General features: G+C 61.6%; 17 protein-coding genes. 7 read left to right on the forward strand and 10 right to left on the reverse strand.

Going from position 1 to position 19,084, the window contains the following annotated elements; all coding sequences use genetic code 11:
* Genes FKV68_RS28345 through FKV68_RS28360 form a run of 4 tightly spaced genes read left to right on the forward strand, consistent with a single transcriptional unit; the run spans position 1 to position 4,287 of the window.
* Positions 1-1,053 carry an ABC transporter ATP-binding protein gene (locus FKV68_RS28345; RefSeq protein ID WP_180943828.1) on the forward strand — a complete coding sequence of 351 codons (1,053 nt, stop codon included), beginning with the start codon at positions 1-3 and terminating at the stop codon, positions 1,051-1,053.
* Positions 1,050-1,913, forward strand: coding sequence for an SMP-30/gluconolactonase/LRE family protein (locus FKV68_RS28350; protein WP_245181460.1), 864 nt, complete (start codon positions 1,050-1,052; stop codon positions 1,911-1,913). Before FKV68_RS28345 ends, FKV68_RS28350 begins: the two co-directional genes overlap by 4 nt.
* Positions 1,910-3,055, forward strand: coding sequence for an extracellular solute-binding protein (locus FKV68_RS28355; protein WP_180943829.1), 1,146 nt, complete (start codon positions 1,910-1,912; stop codon positions 3,053-3,055). Before FKV68_RS28350 ends, FKV68_RS28355 begins: the two co-directional genes overlap by 4 nt.
* A gap of 2 nt (positions 3,056-3,057) precedes the next feature.
* A complete protein-coding gene (locus FKV68_RS28360) occupies positions 3,058-4,287 on the forward strand; it encodes a CaiB/BaiF CoA transferase family protein (protein WP_180943830.1) in 1,230 nt (409 codons plus the stop codon).
* Between the two features lie 293 nt (positions 4,288-4,580).
* On the opposite strand, the gene FKV68_RS28365 is transcribed toward FKV68_RS28360, so the two are convergent.
* From FKV68_RS28365 to FKV68_RS28375, 3 genes are all read right to left on the reverse strand, one after another.
* On the reverse strand, positions 4,581-4,865 hold the full coding sequence (locus FKV68_RS28365; protein WP_180943831.1) for a hypothetical protein: 285 nt from the start codon (positions 4,863-4,865) through the stop codon (positions 4,581-4,583).
* Positions 4,866-5,001: 136 nt separating this feature from the next.
* Complete coding sequence (locus FKV68_RS28370; RefSeq protein ID WP_180943832.1) at positions 5,002-5,439, reverse strand: MarR family winged helix-turn-helix transcriptional regulator; 438 nt, start codon at positions 5,437-5,439, stop codon at positions 5,002-5,004.
* Between the two features lie 534 nt (positions 5,440-5,973).
* Positions 5,974-6,936 carry an SDR family NAD(P)-dependent oxidoreductase gene (locus FKV68_RS28375; protein ID WP_180943833.1) on the reverse strand — a complete coding sequence of 321 codons (963 nt, stop codon included), beginning with the start codon at positions 6,934-6,936 and terminating at the stop codon, positions 5,974-5,976.
* 81 nt (positions 6,937-7,017) lie between these two features.
* Between FKV68_RS28375 and FKV68_RS28380 the strand changes: the two genes are divergently transcribed.
* The gene (locus tag FKV68_RS28380) at positions 7,018-7,986 is read left to right on the forward strand and encodes an AraC family transcriptional regulator (protein WP_180943834.1); all 969 of its coding nucleotides are present in this window, start codon (positions 7,018-7,020) and stop codon (positions 7,984-7,986) included.
* Here the strand turns inward: FKV68_RS28380 and FKV68_RS28385 are convergent.
* Positions 7,964-8,635, reverse strand: coding sequence for a protein-L-isoaspartate(D-aspartate) O-methyltransferase (locus tag FKV68_RS28385; protein ID WP_180943835.1), 672 nt, complete (start codon positions 8,633-8,635; stop codon positions 7,964-7,966). The genes FKV68_RS28380 and FKV68_RS28385 overlap by 23 nt on opposite strands.
* Before the next feature lie 332 nt (positions 8,636-8,967).
* Here FKV68_RS28385 and FKV68_RS28390 point away from each other — a divergent pair, with 332 nt between their 5' ends.
* Positions 8,968-9,246 (forward strand): hypothetical protein, encoded by a 279-nt coding sequence (locus FKV68_RS28390; protein WP_180943836.1) that lies wholly within the window; start codon positions 8,968-8,970, stop codon positions 9,244-9,246.
* 178 nt (positions 9,247-9,424) lie between these two features.
* Here the strand turns inward: FKV68_RS28390 and FKV68_RS28395 are convergent, their stop codons facing one another.
* The 6 genes from FKV68_RS28395 to FKV68_RS28420 all read right to left on the reverse strand — a co-directional run bounded on the left by FKV68_RS28395 (position 9,425) and on the right by FKV68_RS28420 (position 17,301).
* Positions 9,425-10,957 (reverse strand): FAD-dependent oxidoreductase, encoded by a 1,533-nt coding sequence (locus FKV68_RS28395; RefSeq protein WP_180943837.1) that lies wholly within the window; start codon positions 10,955-10,957, stop codon positions 9,425-9,427.
* A gap of 489 nt (positions 10,958-11,446) precedes the next feature.
* The gene (locus FKV68_RS28400; RefSeq protein WP_180943838.1) at positions 11,447-12,793 is read right to left on the reverse strand and encodes an NAD(P)/FAD-dependent oxidoreductase; all 1,347 of its coding nucleotides are present in this window, start codon (positions 12,791-12,793) and stop codon (positions 11,447-11,449) included.
* Complete coding sequence (locus FKV68_RS28405) at positions 12,790-13,683, reverse strand: dihydrodipicolinate synthase family protein (RefSeq protein WP_180943839.1); 894 nt, start codon at positions 13,681-13,683, stop codon at positions 12,790-12,792. The genes FKV68_RS28400 and FKV68_RS28405 overlap by 4 nt, the downstream gene beginning before the upstream one ends.
* A gap of 240 nt (positions 13,684-13,923) precedes the next feature.
* On the reverse strand, positions 13,924-14,949 hold the full coding sequence (locus FKV68_RS28410; RefSeq protein ID WP_180943840.1) for a quaternary amine ABC transporter ATP-binding protein: 1,026 nt from the start codon (positions 14,947-14,949) through the stop codon (positions 13,924-13,926).
* A gap of 10 nt (positions 14,950-14,959) precedes the next feature.
* Positions 14,960-15,922, reverse strand: coding sequence for an ABC transporter permease (locus FKV68_RS28415; RefSeq protein WP_180943841.1), 963 nt, complete (start codon positions 15,920-15,922; stop codon positions 14,960-14,962).
* A gap of 428 nt (positions 15,923-16,350) precedes the next feature.
* Positions 16,351-17,301 (reverse strand): LysR substrate-binding domain-containing protein, encoded by a 951-nt coding sequence (locus FKV68_RS28420; RefSeq protein WP_180943842.1) that lies wholly within the window; start codon positions 17,299-17,301, stop codon positions 16,351-16,353.
* Positions 17,302-17,466: 165 nt separating this feature from the next.
* Between FKV68_RS28420 and FKV68_RS28425 the strand changes: the two genes are divergently transcribed.
* Positions 17,467-19,017, forward strand: coding sequence for a trimethylamine methyltransferase family protein (locus FKV68_RS28425; RefSeq protein ID WP_180943843.1), 1,551 nt, complete (start codon positions 17,467-17,469; stop codon positions 19,015-19,017).
* The last annotated feature ends 67 nt before the right edge of the window (positions 19,018-19,084 follow it).

Below are 19,084 nucleotides of genomic sequence, written 5' to 3' on the forward strand. Positions count from 1 at the left end.
ATGGCCGCAATCGAGTTGCGCAAACTCTCGAAGCATTTCGGTGCCTATACCGCGCTCCGCGACCTGGACCTTGCCATCGGCGACGGCGAATTCCTCGTGCTGCTCGGCCCCTCCGGATGTGGCAAGTCGACGACCATGCGGATCGTCGCCGGGCTCGAGGAACCGAGTTCCGGCGAGATCCTGATCGACGGGCGCCGCGTCAACGACGTGCCCGCCCGTGACCGCGACCTTGCCATGGTGTTTCAGAACTATGCGCTCTATCCGCATATGACCGTCGGCGAGAATATCGCTTATCCGCTGAAGCTCCGGAAGGTCGCGCGACCCGAACGGGAAGAGCTGGTCCGGGCCGCCGCAAAGCGGGTGGACATGCTGCATCTCTTGACCCGGCGTCCGGCCGAGCTTTCCGGCGGGCAGCGACAGCGCGTGGCACTGGCAAGGGCCATCGTCCGCAAGCCGCAGGTCTTCCTGATGGACGAGCCACTCTCCAACCTCGATGCCAAGCTGCGCACGGTGATGCGCGGTGAGCTCAAAAATTTGCAGCGCGACCTCGGCGTTACGACGATCTATGTGACCCACGACCAAGTCGAGGCGATGACGCTCGCAGATCGTATTGTCGTCCTGAACAAGGCGGTGATCCAGCAGATCGGCGCACCGGCCGAAATCTACGCCCGTCCCGCCAATACCTTCGTTGCGGGATTCATCGGCTCACCACCGATGAATCTCCTGCACGGACGCGTCGAGGGCGGATCGTTCGAGAGCGAGGGTGGAAAGTTCCGGCTGGACCACGCCGGGGGCGAACTGACGCTCGGTATTCGCCCCGAACACGTCAGCCTCGCGCCCGACGGAGCCGGCCATTTCACCGGCACGGTGTTTGCCTCGGAACTGCTTGGCGACTGCACCATCCTCACCGCCAAATCCGGCGACGCGCTGATCGCAGCCAAGCTTCCGCCGGAGGCAGGGCTTGAGATGAGCAGGCCGGTCAGCCTGAAATTCGAGACAGGGCGCATGCATCTCTTCGACACGGAAACTGGCGAGCGGAGGGGCGAGGCATGATGGCCGCGCCTATCCTATCGCCGGACCGTATGCAGGTCTTCTTCGACGGTATCTGGAGCGAGCCGCGGCTCAGCCACCCGGAAGGCGTGGCGATCGGACCTGACGGCTGGATCTGGTGCGGCAACCAGGATGGCGACATCTGCCGCATCGCGCCCGACGGCAGGCGCATCGAGCGCGTTGCCTCGACCGGCGGCTTCATCCTCGGCCTCGCCTTCGACGGAAACCGGGTGCTTTACGCCTGCGACCTGAAACACGCGGCGGTGTTCCGGTTGGACCTTGCGAGCCGCATGCTTCAGCGGCTCGAAGCGCCGGGCCTGCGCATTCCGAACCATCCCGTCGTCGATGGGCGCCGGGGGCGGCTTCTCGTCTCCGACAGCCACGAGCCGGCGCGGCCCGGACCGGGCATCTGGTCCTTCGACTTGTCGGGCGGGACAGGCCGCCTGTGGTGCAGCGCCGACTTCACCTTCGCCAATGGCCTTGCGATGCGGCCTAGCGACGACGCGCTCTACGTCTGCGAGACCTTCGCTCAACGCGTATCGCGGATCCGGATCGAGCCGGACGGCAGCGCGGGATCGGTCGACCCGTTCGTTACCGGCCTGCCGGGCTATCCGGACGGACTTGCCTTCGACGAGGCGGGCAACCTCCTGGTTTCGCTCTATGAGCCCTCGCGCATCCTGCGCGTCGGCGCCGATGGCGTCATCCGCGTGCTGGCCGAGGACCCGACCGCGCATGTCCTCTGCCATCCGACCAACATCGCGTTCGACGGGACAAGGCTGTTCGCGGCCAACCTCGGCCGGTGGCACATAGCGACCATCGATTGCGACATCGGCGCGGACCCTCTCTGGAAGGCGACCGCATGACTTTCATCGGACTGACCTGGGACCACCCGCGCGGCTACAACGCGCTTGCGGAAACGGCGCGGCGCATCAATCAGGGACGCGCGGAGCCGCTGATCCAATGGAACAAGCAACCCCTCGAAGGTTTCGAAAGCGCACCCATCGCCGAACTGGCGGACCGCAACGACCTTCTGGTGATGGACCACCCGCATATCGGCGAGGCTGTCGCCGAGGGCTGCTTCCTGCCGCTTGAGGAGCTTTATCCGCCCTCACTGCTTGAGGCCTGGCGCCGCGACAGCATCGGCCCTTCGGCCGCCAGCTACCGCTGGGACGGCGGGACATGGGCGTTGCCGCTGGACGTGGCGACGCAGGTTATGGCTCGCCGGGCGGATCGGATCGCGGCGCCGCCGGCCGATTGGGACGACCTGATTGAACTTGCGGCACGCCTGCCGGTGGCACAGTCGCTCGCCGGACCGCATGCCGTACTCAGCCTGATGTCGATGGCGGCAGGCGCCGGCGCCGCGGTCGGCGGCGAGAACTTCCTGCCACAGGCCGAAGCGACGACAGCGCTCGAGACCATGCAGCGGCTTTACGCGCTGAGGCCCGCCGGCAGCGAACAGCTCAATCCCATCGCCCTTCTCGAGGCCATGGCCCGGAGCGAGGACATCGCGCTGATCCCGCTGGTCTTCGGCTATGTCACCTATGCCGCTCGCGGGCACGCGCCCCGGATCGTAACCTTCTCGGACACGATCCGGGCGCCCAGAGGGCAGGGAGGCGTGATCGGCGGCACCGGCATCGCCTTCTCGCGGCGGTGCAGGCCGACGCCGGAGTTGCTCTCGCATATCGCGTCGCTGCTCTCGGCATCGACGCAGATCGAGACCTTCCCTGCCTTTGGCGGCCAGCCGTCGGCGCGCTCCGCCTGGCAGGATGCAGGTGTCAACCGCAACTGGGGCGATTTCTATCGCAACACGCTTGCCACCGCGGAGACCGCGCTCCTGCGCCCCCGCTTCGACGGCTACATCGCCTTCCAGACGGCCGCGGCCGCACGGATCCGCATGGCGCTCGATGAGCGCGACGATCCCGAAACCACCCTTGTCGCCCTTCGCACCCTCTGGCGCCGCACGCGCCGCGAGGCAAGGGGACAACTCGACGACGTTAGAGGATGAACATGACCGACACCCAGAGCCCCGCACCCGCCGCCCTTGCCGGCATTCGCATTCTCGATTTTTCGCATCTGCTGCAGGGGCCCTTCGCCACCCAGCTCCTGGCCGACATGGGCGCGGATGTCATCAAGATCGAACGTCCCGGCAAGGGCGATCTGTTCCGCTCGCTGACCTTTCGCAACAAATGGGTCGGCGGCAGCGAGAGCCCGAACTTCCTTGCCTGGAACCGCAACAAGCGCTCGATCGCATTGAACCTCAAATCGCTGGAAGCGAAATCGATCATCATGGAGATGGCGAAGACCGCCGATATCGTGGTCCAGAACTTCCGCCCCGGCGTGTTGAAGGCGCTCGGCTACGGCTACGAGGACTTCCGCGCCGTCAATCCGCGCATCATCTATTGCTCCGGTTCGGGCTATGGCGAGGACGGCCCCTATGTCGACCGACCCGGCCAGGACATGCTGGTGCAGGGGCTCACGGGCATCATGGCGGCGACGGGGCAGGCCGATGCACCGCCGACGCCGGTTGGGGCCGGCTTCTCGGACCAGATCGGCGCAATGAACATGGTCTACGGCATCCTTTCGGCGCTTTACTGGCGCGAGAAGTCCGGGCTCGGGCAGGAGGTCAAGGTGAACCTTCTGGCGGGAATGCTCGCCCACCAGAACCAGGAAATGGTGATGGCGCTGAACTTCAACGAAGACTTCAAGCGCCCGCGGTCGGGCATCGGCCATCCCGGCATGGATGCTCCGTTCGGCACCTATCCGACACAGGACGGCTGGGTCACCATCGCGATGAGCCCCTATCGCACGCTGGTGGGCGTGCTTGGAAATGACGACCTGCTCGTCTACGACGACCCCGAAAAGCTCTTCGCGCAACGCGACGAGATCTGGCGCAAGCTGGCGGCGGAGACCGGGAAATGGACGTCGGCGGCGCTGATGGAGGCCCTGCTGGAGGCAGACATCTGGTGTGGCGAAGTAAAATCGCATCTTCAGGCAGCGGAGGATCCGCAGGTGCGCCACATGGAGCTGGTAACGAGCTACGAGCATCCCAGAGCGGGCACCGTCAAGGTCATAGCGCCCCCGGTACGCCTCTCCGAGACGCCGCCGACAATCCGTAAACCTGCGCCACTGGTAGGACAGCACACCCGCGAGATCCTGCGCGAATACGGCTTTGCGGAAGAACAGGTCAACTCCTGGCTCGCTTCTGGCGTTGCCTACGCCGATGAGGCCCGCGAATAGCCGGAGCGTGTTCCCGGGGACCTTTCTGTCGATGGCGTATCAGCCTTACGGCGGGGGAGGTGCGAGCGTACGGTCGCCCCTCCGCCCGAGGTCTCGCGGCGCTCAAAACGTCGCATGGTGATGGGAACCGCGAGGATGGCGGCCGTAGAGCGGCTGTTGGGTCGTGTATCAACGCGGTGGCATGCGTTGGCTAGAGCAATTCCAGGAAAAGTGCGTAACGGTTTTTCGTCCGGAATTGCGTAGTTTCAAAGAGTTAGATCATTTTACTGTTTCATATGAAACAATGAAATGATCTAAGCTGCCTTGTTAAACTCTTGGTCGAGGCGGCTCATCCACGCACGCAAGTTGTCGATCAGGATCGCCAGATCGTACTGCCACTCCAATTTGAGCAGGCGCCAGCCCCTTCCGCCAGACGCAAGTTCCGCTTCGACCCTCTGCTTCAACTCATCCGACCGAGCGTCGCCACTCCACAACCGAAACGACAGGGCCGCAACGTACCTTCCGGCACTGCGGAAACCGGCCAAGTCGTTATTCAGAGCTCTCCTCTCGGCTCCTGCATGCTGAATTTCATTGTCCAAGGTATTTCTCCCTTTCCGATCAAGCCAATTTATATCGTAATACGATATATCTGGCAAGGGTCGCGGGCGGAGGCCGACGTCGTCTGTGCCATTCATAAGGCGAGGGGAGAGCCAGTATGGCGCGAGTACGCCGCCGTCACTCTTGGGCGGAGGCCTTGTCATTCAGTCGCGCGAGCAACGCGATCAACTCTGGTGCCATGATCTTGATCTCGCGCAGGTGAATGGCGCTTAAGTGCCGGAGGCTCGCCTCCGCTTTCTCGGTCAGATTCAGAGTTTGCCGCCGCTTGTCGGCAGCGTCCGTCGCGCGCAAAACGTAACCTGCCTTCACGAGACGGGTCGCGAGTTCCGTTGCTGTATGCGGTGCAATGAGCAGCTTCTCGGCAAGCATCCCCACAGTCATGGTCTCGCCGACGGGAAGGCCCTTGATCGCCAGCAGCGCCTGATGCTGCTGCGGCGGTAGGCCCGCTTCCTGGGCAGCCGAAGTGCTGAAATCCAGGAATTTGCGCAAGGTATAGCGAAGCGTCGCCAGCGACTCATAATCGGCTCGCGTCAATTCCGCTTCCAAACGGCCCATAATCTCAATCCTCATCTGTTCCCCGTCGTCCTATTTGGCCGTGTTTGTCAGGGCGGGCAAGAGGACCGCCGGCGGTCGATTTGCCGCCAACTGCGAGCCGGTTTGTTTCACGTCGTAGCACGATATGGACCGTTCCCGTTTATCGGCACCTGGAAAACGGCTTTGATGCTCGCTCGCTCTTTTGTCGAGCTTCTCAATTATCTCGCTTTGGCACTATCCAAGTCAGTCCCAGCGCGATTTTCCGGCTGCAAGCTTGCCGGCACTCTTTGGCATTGCAACCACGGCTTGGGCATGCACTCGCGGGCAGCAAATGGCCCCTCTGGCGAGTAAAGCTTGAACGGATATCCGGAAAGACGGGCGGCGCACCGTGCGCCGCCCAATCTTTGGGAACGAAAGGATTTGAAATCGGGCCGATCGCTAGGCCGCAACGGTGTGGGCAAGCCAGCCGAGAGCGCTATCGCAGCCCCTTATGTGGTCGTGCTGCTAGGGCTGTTGGCGATTTCGTGAGGCATAGCGTTCTGAAACCTGTGAGGATCAGGCGAAGGCTCCCGTCATGGAGACTGAAACCTCCCAGAGGCGCCGCGCGACGTCAGGATCGATTGCCCAATTGGCAACTCCCTTACTGCCCAATTCGCCGCTGTAGAGTTGGGCGACGTCGAAGTCTTCGAGATAGTAGCCTCCAAGACCATCGAGTTCAGAGCCGACTGCTGCCCAGACCATGGTCGCAGCACCCTGTTCAGGGGTTTTGCGTCCGTTCGCCGGATCAATGCGCAAGTTTCCAAGCTCGTCATATGCATCAAAGCGTGCCAGGTGCTCGGGTGTCAGGTATCTGACGATATCCGTCAGAATCTGACCCGGGTGGAGCGAGAAAGCACGCACGCCGACGTCGCGGCCGCGCCTGTCGAGCTCAACTGCGAACAGCGCGTTCGCCGTTTTGGCCTGGCCGTACGCGAGCACACTGTCATAGGCTCGGCGCGAGAAATGAATGTCCTCGAAATTGATGCCTCCCGCCTGATGGGCCCGAGAGGAAACGCTCACGACGCGCGCGCCGTTGGCGCGCACAAGCGCGGGCCATATCGCAGCGGTCAGCCGGAAGTGGCCGAGGTGATTGATCGCAAACTGGCCCTCGTGACCCTCCGCGCTGCGCCACAATGGTGTCGCCATGACGCCGGCACTGTTTATCAGCATCGATACCGGCCGCCCAGAGGCGACGAGCCCGGCTCCGAATGCTGCGATCTGGCCAGAATCGGTGAGGTCGAGATCGACGATCGTCACGTTGGGCAGATCGGCGAGATTGCGTTCGGCCTTCGATCGATCACGGGCGGGAACGATTACAGCGGCGCCGACGCCAGCAAGAGCTCGGGTGGCCTCGAGTCCAAGGCCCGAATAGCCGCCGGTGATGACCGCAGTGGTCCCGTTGAGATCGAGCCCGGTGACCACCTCGCTCGCGGTGCTGGCGATGCCAAAACGCGTCGCAATGGAATGCTGACTATGCATGGATATCTCCGTGATGCTTGTGCCGCCCACATATCGGCACTAAGCCTGGAGGCTCCATCGTCAAAACGCCAAGTTACTGTCGTGATCGTCCAAAAGCCTAAAGAAGATGTACTTTCGTCCGTTCTAGAATGCTTGCACGCGCGTGCGCTTTGCTCGATGCGGTTGGAGGCCGCCGGAAGATGGGCCATCCATTTTCCCCTCCCGCGGGTAGTCAAGTTTGACGTGGTCCGGCGCGGCGAATGCTGGTTGCGCCTTTCGGACGCCGAACCAGTGCGGATTGGTGCCGGTGATTGCGTCATCGTGGCAGGTGTGCCGTATGAGCTTGCCAGTGATCCGGATACACCCGCGATCCCCGCGCAAGAGCTGTTTGCGACAGGCGGCATCGCACAAATTGGCGACACGCCGGATTTCGCTGTCCTCGGCGGAACGCTTCAACTCGACGCCGTCGATAGTCTCTTTGTAACCGGTGTACTGCCTTCGGTCGTGGTCATGCGAGCGGATGAAATGGCACCGGTCGGATGGCTTTTGGAACAGTTAGACCGCGAATGGAACAGCGGCATGCCGGGAGCTCGGTTGGCCAGCAACGACCTGATGCGCCTTGCCTTCATTCACGGGTTGCGCGCTCATTTGGCGAAACTCGGTGAGGGGGTTGGATGGCCGCACGGCTTGATCGACCGAAACCTGGCGCCAGCAATGCAAGCCATTCATGCCGAGCCGATGCGCGCCTGGACCGTAAGCGAGTTGGCGCGTATCGCAGGGCAATCGCGCTCCGGATTTGCCGCCAGATTTCGCGCCCGTGTGGGGCTGTCGCCTATCGAGTATCTCGCGCGCTGGCGCGTACGATTGGCAGCTGCCCGGCTGCGTAGAAGTGACGCCCCGATATCACGCATCGCAATGGAACTTGGATTTGCGACGGACAGCGGATTCAGCGCCATGTTCCGAAGGGTGACGGGCATGTCGCCGCGGCAATATCGGAGCCGGCGTGGGGAGTCCGTGATGGCTCTTGAGCCAGAGGTCCACGCGCGCGTTAGGCCGCCTCGAGCCGGCTGAACCGGACCGGGATGAGTTGCTGCGCCTCCAGTTGTCCTGCCGAATCCTTGTCGATGATCGTCAGCACCTGTTCTTCAGATCCCACAGGAAGAACCAGACGACCCATCGGCTTCAGTTGCTCAAGCAAAGCCGGCGGCGCCTCCTCAGCCGCCGCCGTGACCAGAATCTTGTCGAATGGGGCGTGCTCAGGCCAGCCGCGTGTTCCGTCGCCGATACGAATGCCGACATTTGAAATGCCGAAGCCCTGCAGGAGAGTCTCGGCATGGCTTGCGAACTCCTCGATGATTTCGACGCTCCAAACTTGCCCGGCGAGTTCCGCGAGAATTGCGGTTTGGTAGCCCAGGCCGGTCCCGATCTCGAGCACTGCCTCATGCGGTTGGGGAGCAAGGAGATCGGTCATGAGGGCGACCATGAAGGGCTGCGACACGGTTTTGTCGAAGCCTATCGGCAGTGGCATGTCCTGGTAGGCGAAGGGCGCAGCCGCAGCGGGTACGAAGAGGTGGCGGGGCACCCGCAGCATCGCTGCCATAACCCGTTCATCGAGCGCCGCCTTGCCCAGTTCTTCGCTTTCAAGGTCGGCATAGATTGCAATCACCTCGACCATGTGCCTGCGCAGAATCGCGAGGTGCTCTTCGTTCATTGGCTTCATGAAGGCGGACCCTCCTCTGACAGTTGGTCGCCAGACAGGCCTCTCAACATTAAAAGACCATGGATATATGATAGCAAGATCAAAATGCGAAAAGTGGCCCTCGCGATGCGGCTGCTTACACGCAAGCTCTCAGACGTGTGGACTGCACGGCATGCAGAATGCGCATAGTAGCCATTCCTTGCATTAGTCGTCCCGAACCCCGATCTCTTAGGTGGGAAGCAGCTTTGGAGCTCCCGGACTCCAATAATCGATCAATCAAGGTGGTAGACGTCCGTCCCGGGCTGACCCGGCCGCGGACGACCAATTCCCACCCGACGAACAGAGAGGTAGCCATGCGGGAATCTGCCAAGACCCTCAATGCAATGACACTCCGCGAACGGTCGGACTTGATGATGTCAGTCGCTGATGCGCTCGAGGCGACGGCCGAGAAGGCGCACGAGATGGGGAATGACAGGTTTGCGGCGAACTCGATCAGTCTGGCAAGGATCATAAGCGGCTGCGCTGGCGACGTCGTGACAAGCGACCTGCCTGCGGCTGAGCTTCTCTTGCAGCACGGCATCGCGCTTCTTTCGCTGTTTCCAGGTGGAACGCCGCGGTCCACCGTGCATTAGCTCCGCGCATCGCCTGAAGTTTGTTCGGATTGCCAGTTTGCCGACCGAGGTCATGCGGCATGATCCCACCATGCTCTACAGCGCCGTGCGTCCATCAGGACGCACAAAGGACGCTGTAAGTCTTTGAATCTACGCATCGTGCTTGCCGAAAATCGATTCCGATTTTCGGGCCGATGCGCTAGGCTTCGCTCTGCTCCATCGCCAGTTCTGCCTCGAGGCTTTCGGTATCGCGGAAGATCGTGACAACCGCCAGAACGCGTCCGCCGCGCTTGAAGCGCAGGAGGCAATCCCTCGCGGCAACGTCGCCGTCAATCTCGATCGCGTCCCATCCCTCGGCGTGTCCGACATAGTTGATCGGAATCTCGTAATGCTGGCTCCAGAAGAACGGCACGTCGGTGAACTTCTTCCGCCGTCCGAGCATGTTGAGCGCAGCGGCAGCACCCTGCCGCTGTGCCACCACCCAGTGCTCCACCCGGATGTTCTCACCGCTGTGGGGGTCGGGCCATCGCGCGATATCCCCGGCAGCATATATTCCCGGCACGCTGGTCTCGAGATAGGCATCGACCAGAACGCCCCGATCGGTGGCGAGACCGGCTCTCTCGGCGAGATCGACGCGCGGCCGTACCCCGATGCCGGCGACGACCATGTCGGCGGCGAGCGCACTGCCGCTGCTCAGCATGACCTCGCCCGCGCCGATGCTGGCCGCGGTATCCCCAAGGTGGAAGACGACGCCGTTTTCCTCATGCAGGGCACGGATGAAGTCGCCCATCTCAGGGCCTAGCACCCGTTCCATCGGCCGTTCCTCGGGCGCCACCACATGCACTTCGACACCGCGGCTGCGAAGAGAGGCGGCGACCTCAAGGCCGATGAAACTGGCGCCGAGCACGACGGCGTGGCGCGCCGCGCCGCTCTGCGCGATGATCCTGCGGCAATCGGCCAGCGAGCGCAGCGTGTGGACGTGAGGCTGGTCGGCGCCGGGTACCGTCAGTCGCACCGGTTCTGCGCCGGTCGCCAGCAGCAATTTGTCGAAGGCGACCCGTGCCCCGTCGGCGATCACGACCTCGCTGGCACGGACATCGATGGCGGCAACCTTGGTTCCGAGGCGCAGGTCGATGCCGTTCCTGGCATAAAAGCCTTCCTTGCGCAGCGGGACCCAATCTTCGGGAGCCTTGCCGGCGAGGTAGTCCTTCGAAAGGTTGGGGCGATCGACGGGCAGGGCCTCGTCGTCGCTGATCATGACGATGTCGCCCTGATATTGTTCACGCCGCAGTCTCTCGGCGGCGGCAAAACCGGCCGCGCCACCGCCGACGATGACGATCCTTTCGGGAGAGGCCCCGGCATCGCTTTCGCGCGCGGCCGGCGACGGTTTCTTGCGTTTCTCGCCAACAAAAATCCTCTCGCCGCGCTGCTCGACCGACCAGCAGGTGAGCGGAGACAGGGCAGGCGCGCGCAGGGCCTCTCCGGTGCGCAGGTCGAAGCAGGCGTGATGCCAGGGGCAGCGGACGCTGTCGTCGGCGACGAGGCCGTCGACCAGCGGCCCACCATAATGCGAACAGGCGGCAGCAACGGCGAATATCTCCGCTCCGCGGCGCACCAGAAGCACGGACTCGCCGTCGCGATGGCCGACCAGCTTGCCGCCATCGGGGAGATCGGCAAGCGCAATGCCGAGGGCGAGATCGGGTCCGCTTGGCTGTGAATGGTTACCGGCCATGTTCTCCTCCCTCAAAGGGCAGCTGACGGTATCGCCCATTGCGACGCTCGGTTAGCAGGCAGCTTCCCTTGAATTTTCCGCTATTCCGGCTCGCAGGCAAATGAATTCGGCCTGAAGTTGAGTGGAATTTTTGTGATGAAGTCAGGTGCGTTCGCTCTCGTAGCTCGAATGGACCTCGTCCGAGGGAGCCGTCACTGGCACATCTACCGAAAAGTAGGAGACCTTTCGGATGAGATCGCGCCAAACAAAAGCTTAAAGTGATATCTCTAACCTATTGACGTGTTACATCTAAACCGTACTCGAGCCCTCGAGCAAATGGCCCACCGTCTTCAATGGCATACCGGTAGAGGCCAGCAGTATCTTCATGGACATGTGGGGTCTGCGCCGGATCCCACGTGATGCGGATCGCGCCGACTTCATTGGCAACGCTGATCATGACTCCAAAGGGGATCCGGTCCGAGGCCACGGAACCCCTTTCGCTTCAGCGTCCTACTCGTCACCCGCGTTCCACTCGCGAAACGTCAGATTCGCCTTTACGCCAATTGCTGTGAAGGGTTGAGGCGGAAGGGCCTTCGGCGCCTCGAAGCTCCGGTAGATCTGGGTAAGTTCAGTGCTGTGGCCCAACATCAATTCCGCGGTGGCGATGCCTGAAGCCGTTGCCTTCGTGGCGCCGACCCCGTTGCAGCCGCAGGCGGCGAACACGCCACGTTCGATCTCGCCGAATGCCGGCACCGAGTTCCAGGTCACCGCCATGGCGCCGGCCCACCGGTACTCCATGCTGACATCGTCTAGGCCCGGGAACCGCGCCTTGAACTTGCGATCATGCAGAGCGCCCGCACGCCTGAGTGCGCCTTCACTGACGATCTGAGCCGCGTGGTATGTGTAGCGGGAGCGAATGAGAATACGATCGCCCCGCTGCCCGGGAACGCGACGAACCGTGGTGCCCATTGGCAGGGCAGGGGTGGCAGCCCACTTCCTCTCGCCGGGCAGGCGGCCGGGGTCGAACTCTCGGCTCATCGACGCATAGGTGAATATGTGCAAGAGACGGCCTTTGAAGAAGCCGAAGCTCTCGGCGTGTCCGTTGTTGGCCAGGACGATCCTGTCGGTGCTGATCGAGCCCGCAGGGGTCTTGACGAGCCATCCTTGTCCGGTGCTCTCAAACGCCACTGCCGGAGTCTTCTCGTACACCGTGACAGGCTGCGTCAAGCAATCCGCCATACCTCGAATGTATGCAGCAGGCTGCACGATGACGGTGCCGGGCGTGAAGAGCGCGGACGTATAGGAACGGCTGCCGGTTATCGCGGCAATCTCCTGTGCATCGAGGAGCCTATGTTCTTCGCCAAGCTTTTCTAGCTGTCCGGCATAGCCGACGAGGTGGCGATCACCCTCCTTGCTGATCGCCACGCTGTATCGGCCACAAGGGTCGAAAATCTCCCCGCCCCATCCTTGTTCCTCGGCCATCCCCTTAGCCAACGCAATGGCACTGCGACTGATAAAGATCGCCTGCTTGCTCTTGCTTGCCGAGTCGCCGCCGTAGTCGTCGGATGAGACCTCATGCGGCAAGTCGATGATGAAGCCGGAGTTACGTCCGGCAGCGCCTTCGCCGACAACGCCTGCCTCCAGAACCGCGACCCGGATATTGGGGTCGAGCTGGGAGACCCGCCTTGCTGCAGACAGCCCGGCAAAACCCGCGCCGATAATGACGACGTCGGTCGCAATAGACCCTTCAAGTCGAGGTCTTTCGACGCGAGCCGGAAGCATCGCAACCCAGCCCGAAACGCCCGTGTGCTTCGGGAGTCTCGAGGCAACGAACACTTTCTTTGAATTCCCGCTCACAATGATCTCGCTTCCGGGCTGGCGAGGTCCCCGAGGGCTGCCCGCAATGCTTCAATCCGGTCCCCCGACAAGCCCCTCAAAGGCTTGCGAGGGCTGCCCGCGCCGTAGCCCGTCAGTTCGGCTGCCGCGTAGACCGATTGCACGTAGTCGCCTTCCCATAGCAGGGACATGACCGGCTCGAGCGCGGACCAGATTTCGCGTGCGTCTTCCCACTTTTGGGCCGAAGCCGCCGCCGCCAGGGCAACGCACGTTCGCGGGGCGAAGTTCGCGCCACCCCAGATGAGGCCGCTGCAGCCCGCGTAGAGCGCGTAAGGCACGAGGTGGTCAGCGCCGTTCATGACGGGAAGACCCGTGCGTATGAGCGACGCCTGTTTGCCGAGATCGCCGCTACTATCTTTCACGGTGCAGAAGCCGGGGATGGCGCAGAGCTCCCTCAGAAGCGACGGGGTGACCGCGACGCCGACGGCTTGCGGCACGTTGTAGCCGATGATGGGGAGACCCGCTTTCGCGACCTCCGCATAGAAATCGATGATGCCCTGATCGTCCGTAGGCCCCTCGAAGAACGGCGGCAGGACCATGACCCCATCCGCGCCGCAACCGGCCGCGTGCCGGGTACGCTCCACAACCTCGTCGGTGAGGAGCGCGGAAGTCTGGGCTATGACCTTCGCACGCCCGTTGATGATTTTTGCACCGCGCTCAACGAGTTGCCTGGATTCTTCCTTGGACAGGTAAACATGCATGCCGGTTCCGGAACTGAGGACAAAGCCGGGGACGCCGGCAGCCAGATACCGCTCGATGTTTTCTTCCAGCCGGAGAAAATCAATGCGCCCTTCCGCGTCGAAAGGCGTAGTGATTGCGAGGTTCAGGCCAGGGAAGGGGAAGTTCGTCATCTCGGAGCTCCGCAGTTTCGGCGTCGGAAAGGTCCAGCCAGGTTGTGATATGTTGGGTACTTCGATCACGCGTCGTCCCCCAGAGCAGACCGTTGCCTTCAAAGCCTGGAAGCGGCTTCCGGCTAGCTTGATCTGGAGAAGATGCTGGCAATGATGCCGTCATTGCCAGCGAGGTACCTGCCGGGGGAGTGACCCAACAAGTTGGAGAATGGCTCATGTGCAGCGTGTAGTTCGCTACGTTCACCCGCTGACCGCATTTAGGAGATCGTATCGTGAAATTACGCCGACGGGTCGTTTGCCATCGGAGACCGTGATGACTCCATCGTGTTCTTTCGCGACCTGCAGGAGCTTTGACAGTTTGTCTGTCGCAAGCACGGAGGGACCGGAGACAGCTGAGGTCTGTCCGGCGGCAAGGGGTTGCATCACTTTCCCGGCGGAAATCAGCTCCAATCGGGAGATTCCCTTCACAAAATCGGCGACGTAATCGTCGACGGGTTCGGTCACGATTTGCTCGGCGGTTCCCACCTGCACGAACCGACCATCTTTCATGATGGCGATATGCGTTCCCAATCGGATTGCCTCGTCAAGGTCATGCGTGATGAAGACCGTCGTCTTCTTGAGTACTTTCGAGAGGTCGAGAAATTGCTCCTGAAGCTGCCGCCTGATGAGAGGGTCGAGCGCCGAGAATGGTTCATCCATGAGAAGTATCTCGGGATCGGCAGCCATCGCACGGGCCAGTCCCACCCTCTGCTTCATTCCGCCAGAAAGCTCATCGGGGTAACGGTCACCCCAGCCGTCCAGGCTCACCATACGGAGCTTTTCGGCCGCGATATCATGGCGATCAGCGACCGCCATCCCGCGCAGTTCGAGGCTCAGTGCGACATTGTCGATGACGGTCCGGTGCGGCAGCAGAGCCATATTCTGAAACACCATACCAACGCTTTGGGAGCGCAACTGTCTCAGTTGCGGGCCTTGCAGAGCATTGACGTCCTGGTTGGCGACGCGGATTACGCCCGCTGTCGGTTCGACAAGTCTGTTGATATGACGAACAAGCGTAGACTTTCCGGATCCGGAAAGGCCCATGATACAGAAGATCTCCCCCTGTCCGACGGTGAACGAGACGTCTGCAACGCCGACGACGCAGCGATATTGTTCGAGGATTTCCTTCTTGCTCAAGCCGCGTTCGGTGACCGCCAGTTGCGCCTCTTTCGATTTATCACCGAAAATCTTCCATACGTTCCTGCATTCGATGACGGGCTCAGTCATGCCAGACTCCTCAGTTCTTGATGGCCGACGACGGCAATTGTTGTGCCGTATCCGTTCGGGACGTTCTGGCTACCGAGCGCACGAGCCCGATGGGCCCCCTGCTGAGCCATTCGCCTTTCTTCTGCGGCTTGGCGAGCGCCTGTGTCAGGCGGTCCAACACGATCGCGAGGGCGACGATCCCGACGCCGCCGACAGTCGCGATGCCGATGTCGAGCCGACCGATGCCGCGAAGCACCATTTGCCCAAGCCCGCCGACAGCGATCATTGAAGCGATCACCACCATCGAAAGGGACATCATGAGGGTCTGGTTGACGCCCGCCATGATGGTGGGCATGGCCAGGGGCAACTGCGCCTTCCACAAGAGCTGGGATTCCGTGGCCCCGAAGGCGCGCATTGCCTCGACCACGTCTCCCGGGACCTGCTTCATTCCGAGATATGTCAGGCGGATCACAGGTGCGATGGCGAAAATGACGGTAACGATAACGCCGGGCACATTGCCGATGCCGAACAGCATCACGACCGGGACCAGGTAGACGAAGGCCGGAATGGTCTGCATACCGTCGAGGAGTGGCCGCAGGATCGCGTAAAGGACGTCCGACCTTGAGGCCCATATGCCGAGCGGGATCCCCAATGCGAGCGAGAAAATCAGTGACGTCAGTACGATAGCCAAAGTGAGCATCGTCTCCGGCCACACGCCAATGAAGCCTACAAAGAACAAGATGGCGGCAAGTCCGAGGGCGAGCCGGACCCCGGCTATCTGCCAAGCCACGAGCGCAACAATCAAGATCACCACCATCGGAGGCACGGCCCCCAAAGCGGCAGTGAAGGACAGCAACATTGAATCGACTGGTGCCTTCACAGCCTGGAAAAACGGGCGGTAGTTGTCGACGGCCCATCGCAGGCCGTCGGTCATCCAATCCGCAAGCGGAAGCTTTCCACACGCGAAGGGATCGAGAATTCCGCATTCTGCCATCGGTTCCCTCGTTTGTTAGTTTTTGCTTATGGTCCTGAATATCACAGCGAAACCACGTTACCTGGCGCAAAAAAGTAGCGTCCCAGGTGACTTAATTTCGGCTGCCATCGCGCGATGGCGGCGCTTTAAGTTCGGACCGTCGAGTGAAGATGGAGGACTTAGATGAGGCTGACCGCAGTCAACATCACAACATGACACTTGCGGGTGCTCGACTCTCTTCACGTCGTTGGCGTCTCGGCATCGAGGACCGTCCGAGATTTTTGCGATGCCGGCGGTGCGACCGTCGCTCCGACCAGGTTCGAGGGAACGTGGATCGCCGCGCCTACATCGACGGCAACGATGACAACAAAATCCGGTCCACATGAAGGGTGTATCAAGGTGCCAATCGGTCGAGCCTAAGAGCCACTTCTGACGTGTCGAAGCTTGGCTCACCAACCCTGTCGTTTGGCCGGCGCCATTTCGTCGGGCGCGATCTTACGTTCCTGCGCGGCCATCTCACCGAGCCAATCCCGAAGAACACAAGCCGCGGCCGATAGCTCGCGGTTGTTGTTCGCCGTCAGGTAGTACGCACCTGGTGCCGGGATCACCAACTCCGTGAGCCTTACCAGCTTCCCCTCGTCAATGAGGTGGCGGACCAGACGATCCCAACCTACAGCGACGCCTTGGTCTGCCATGGCAGCCTGCACCGCGACGCTGAATTTGCTGAACCTGCGACCGCTGCTCAGAGCATGTGGAATCCCAGCACGCAACAGCACCTCTTCCCATCCCGCCCAATCCGGATCAACCCAATCCACATGCAAATGGGGCAGTTCCCCGAGCTCTACGGCGGTCACGCCCTCATGTTCCGCCGCAAATCCCGGCCCGCAGACCGGGTAAATCACATCGTCGAACAGAAGCTCGGCCGTCTCGTCAAGCCATGCACCGAAACCGTAGCGTATCCGCAGTTCCACCTCGGCGCGCCGATAATCCTTGGAATTGTCGGAAATCAGATGGTCGACAGCAATGTCCGGGTATCGCCGCCAGAAGTCGGGCATTCTCGGGATCAGCCACATGGTCGCGAACGCATCGCTGCAGGCAATCGTTACATTGCGGACCTGGTCGCCGCGTTTGATGGCGCGTACGACGTCCGATGCTTTGGAGAAACCGCTCGCCAAAACACTGTAGAGCTCTTCCCCTGCCGGGGTGAGCGCGACGCCCTTTGCGTTCCGCGCGAACAAAGGCACGCCAACCTCTTCTTCGATCGCCTTCACCTGCCTGCTGATCGCGCCAGGCGTCACGTTCAATTCGCTTGCGGCCAGCTTGAAACTTAAATGGCGCGCCGACGCCTCGAAGACGGCAAGCGTTGTTAGTGACGGCAGGTCGTAGAACCTACGAACCATTTTGGCCCAACTCCCGGATCGGCAGGAACGCCGCACGCTAGCATAATAGTCAACTGCCGCGTGAGACTTTTGCATTTGGTTATTCCAGACCGCTCGGTCATTAGTCTAGTCCGTGCGCGACGTCGACCTTTCCGCACATCACACATTGCAGGGAGAACAGGCGCTATGAACGTGCAAGCGAACGCGGCAAGAAGGGGCGGTCGAGACGCCCGTCGTGTACTTCGGACCACCCCGAAATTCCAGATGTTGCCAACCCTGAAACGTGGGCTTCCCGATATGGCGCCCATGAACGAGGAGCAGATCCAGCGCATTCACAACGCGTCCATGGACATCCTCGAGGAAATCGGCGTCGTATTCCGCGATCCGATCGCGCTGGAGGACTGGAAGCGCGCCGGCGCGGACGTCCGTGGCGAGCGCGTCCATCTGGACCGGGCGCTCGTGATGGATCTCATCAAAACGATCCCGCCGGAGATCAAATATCATGCCCGCAACCCCGACAACAACGTTGAACTGGGAGGCAAGGAGTCGATCTTTGTACCAATGACAGGCGCGCCGTATATGCGGGACCTCGACGATGTCCGCCGCGGGCCGACGATCGCCGACCTCGGCACCTTCCACAAGCTGGCGCACATGATGCCGGCGCTGCACTCGTCCGCACATCACATTGTCGAGCCGATGGACATCGTGGTGGCTCACCGCCATCTTCACATCACCTATTCATCGATGAAGTACTCGGACAAGATGTTCATGGGGATGACGACGTCGCCCAAGAATGCCGAGGACGTGCTCGACATGTGCGCCATCCTGTTCGGCGCGGACTTCCTGGAAACGCATGCCGTCGCCACCGGCAACTGCAACGGCAACTCTCCGCTGGTGTGGGACCAGACCATGCTGGGAGCCATGCGCGCGTTCAATCGCCGCAACCAGCCGGTTCTCTGCTCTCCGTTCGTCTTGGGTGGCGCAAACACGCCTGCGTCCACGGCCGCCGCCGTCGCGCAGCTCAACGCTGAAGCCCTGTCCGCGCTCGCATATACCCAAGTCGTGCGCCGCGGCTGCCCCGCGATCTATGGGCACTACTTGTCGACCGTTTCGATGCAGTCGGGTGCCCCTATGGCCGGAACGCCAGAGATTTCTCTCATGAACTTCATGATTGGCCAGATGGCCCGGCACTACAACGTTCCCTGGCGAACTTCGAACCTGCTTGGCGGCGCGAAAATGTTCGACGCGCAGTCGGGTTATGAAAGTGCCATGACGATGATGGCCGTCCTGATGTCCGGGGCGAACTACATCTGGCATTCGGCTGGATGGAACGAGGCCGGAATGCACTGCTCCATCGCAAAATTCATGGTGGACTCGGAAGTTTGCGCGATGGGCTACCGCATGGCCGAAGGCATCAAGTGGGATGACTTCGATGAAGCGCTCGCCGCCATTCGTGATGTCGGTCCCGGCGGCCATTACCTCGGTCATCCGCACACCCAGGCGAACTTCGAAAAAGCGTTCTTCATCCCGAAGCTCTTCGACAACAACTCGATCGAACAGTGGATCGCCGACGGCTCCAAGGACATTAAGCAACGCGCACTTGAGCAGGCCCGCTATCTGCTATCCGAGTACCAGGAACCCAAGCTCGATCAAGCTGTCGACGAAGAGCTGCGCGCCTACATCGAACGCCGGAGTCGCGAGATCCCCGCTGTCGACGCGCTGAATGAGGATCACTGAAGCGTCGCCCAAACCCCTGCTGCGCTGTGACTGGTGAGGAGAGAAATGGCATATGAGGAATGGACGG

Source organism: Sinorhizobium mexicanum (assembly GCF_013488225.1).
GTDB classification, from domain to species: Bacteria; Pseudomonadota; Alphaproteobacteria; order Rhizobiales; family Rhizobiaceae; genus Sinorhizobium; species Sinorhizobium mexicanum.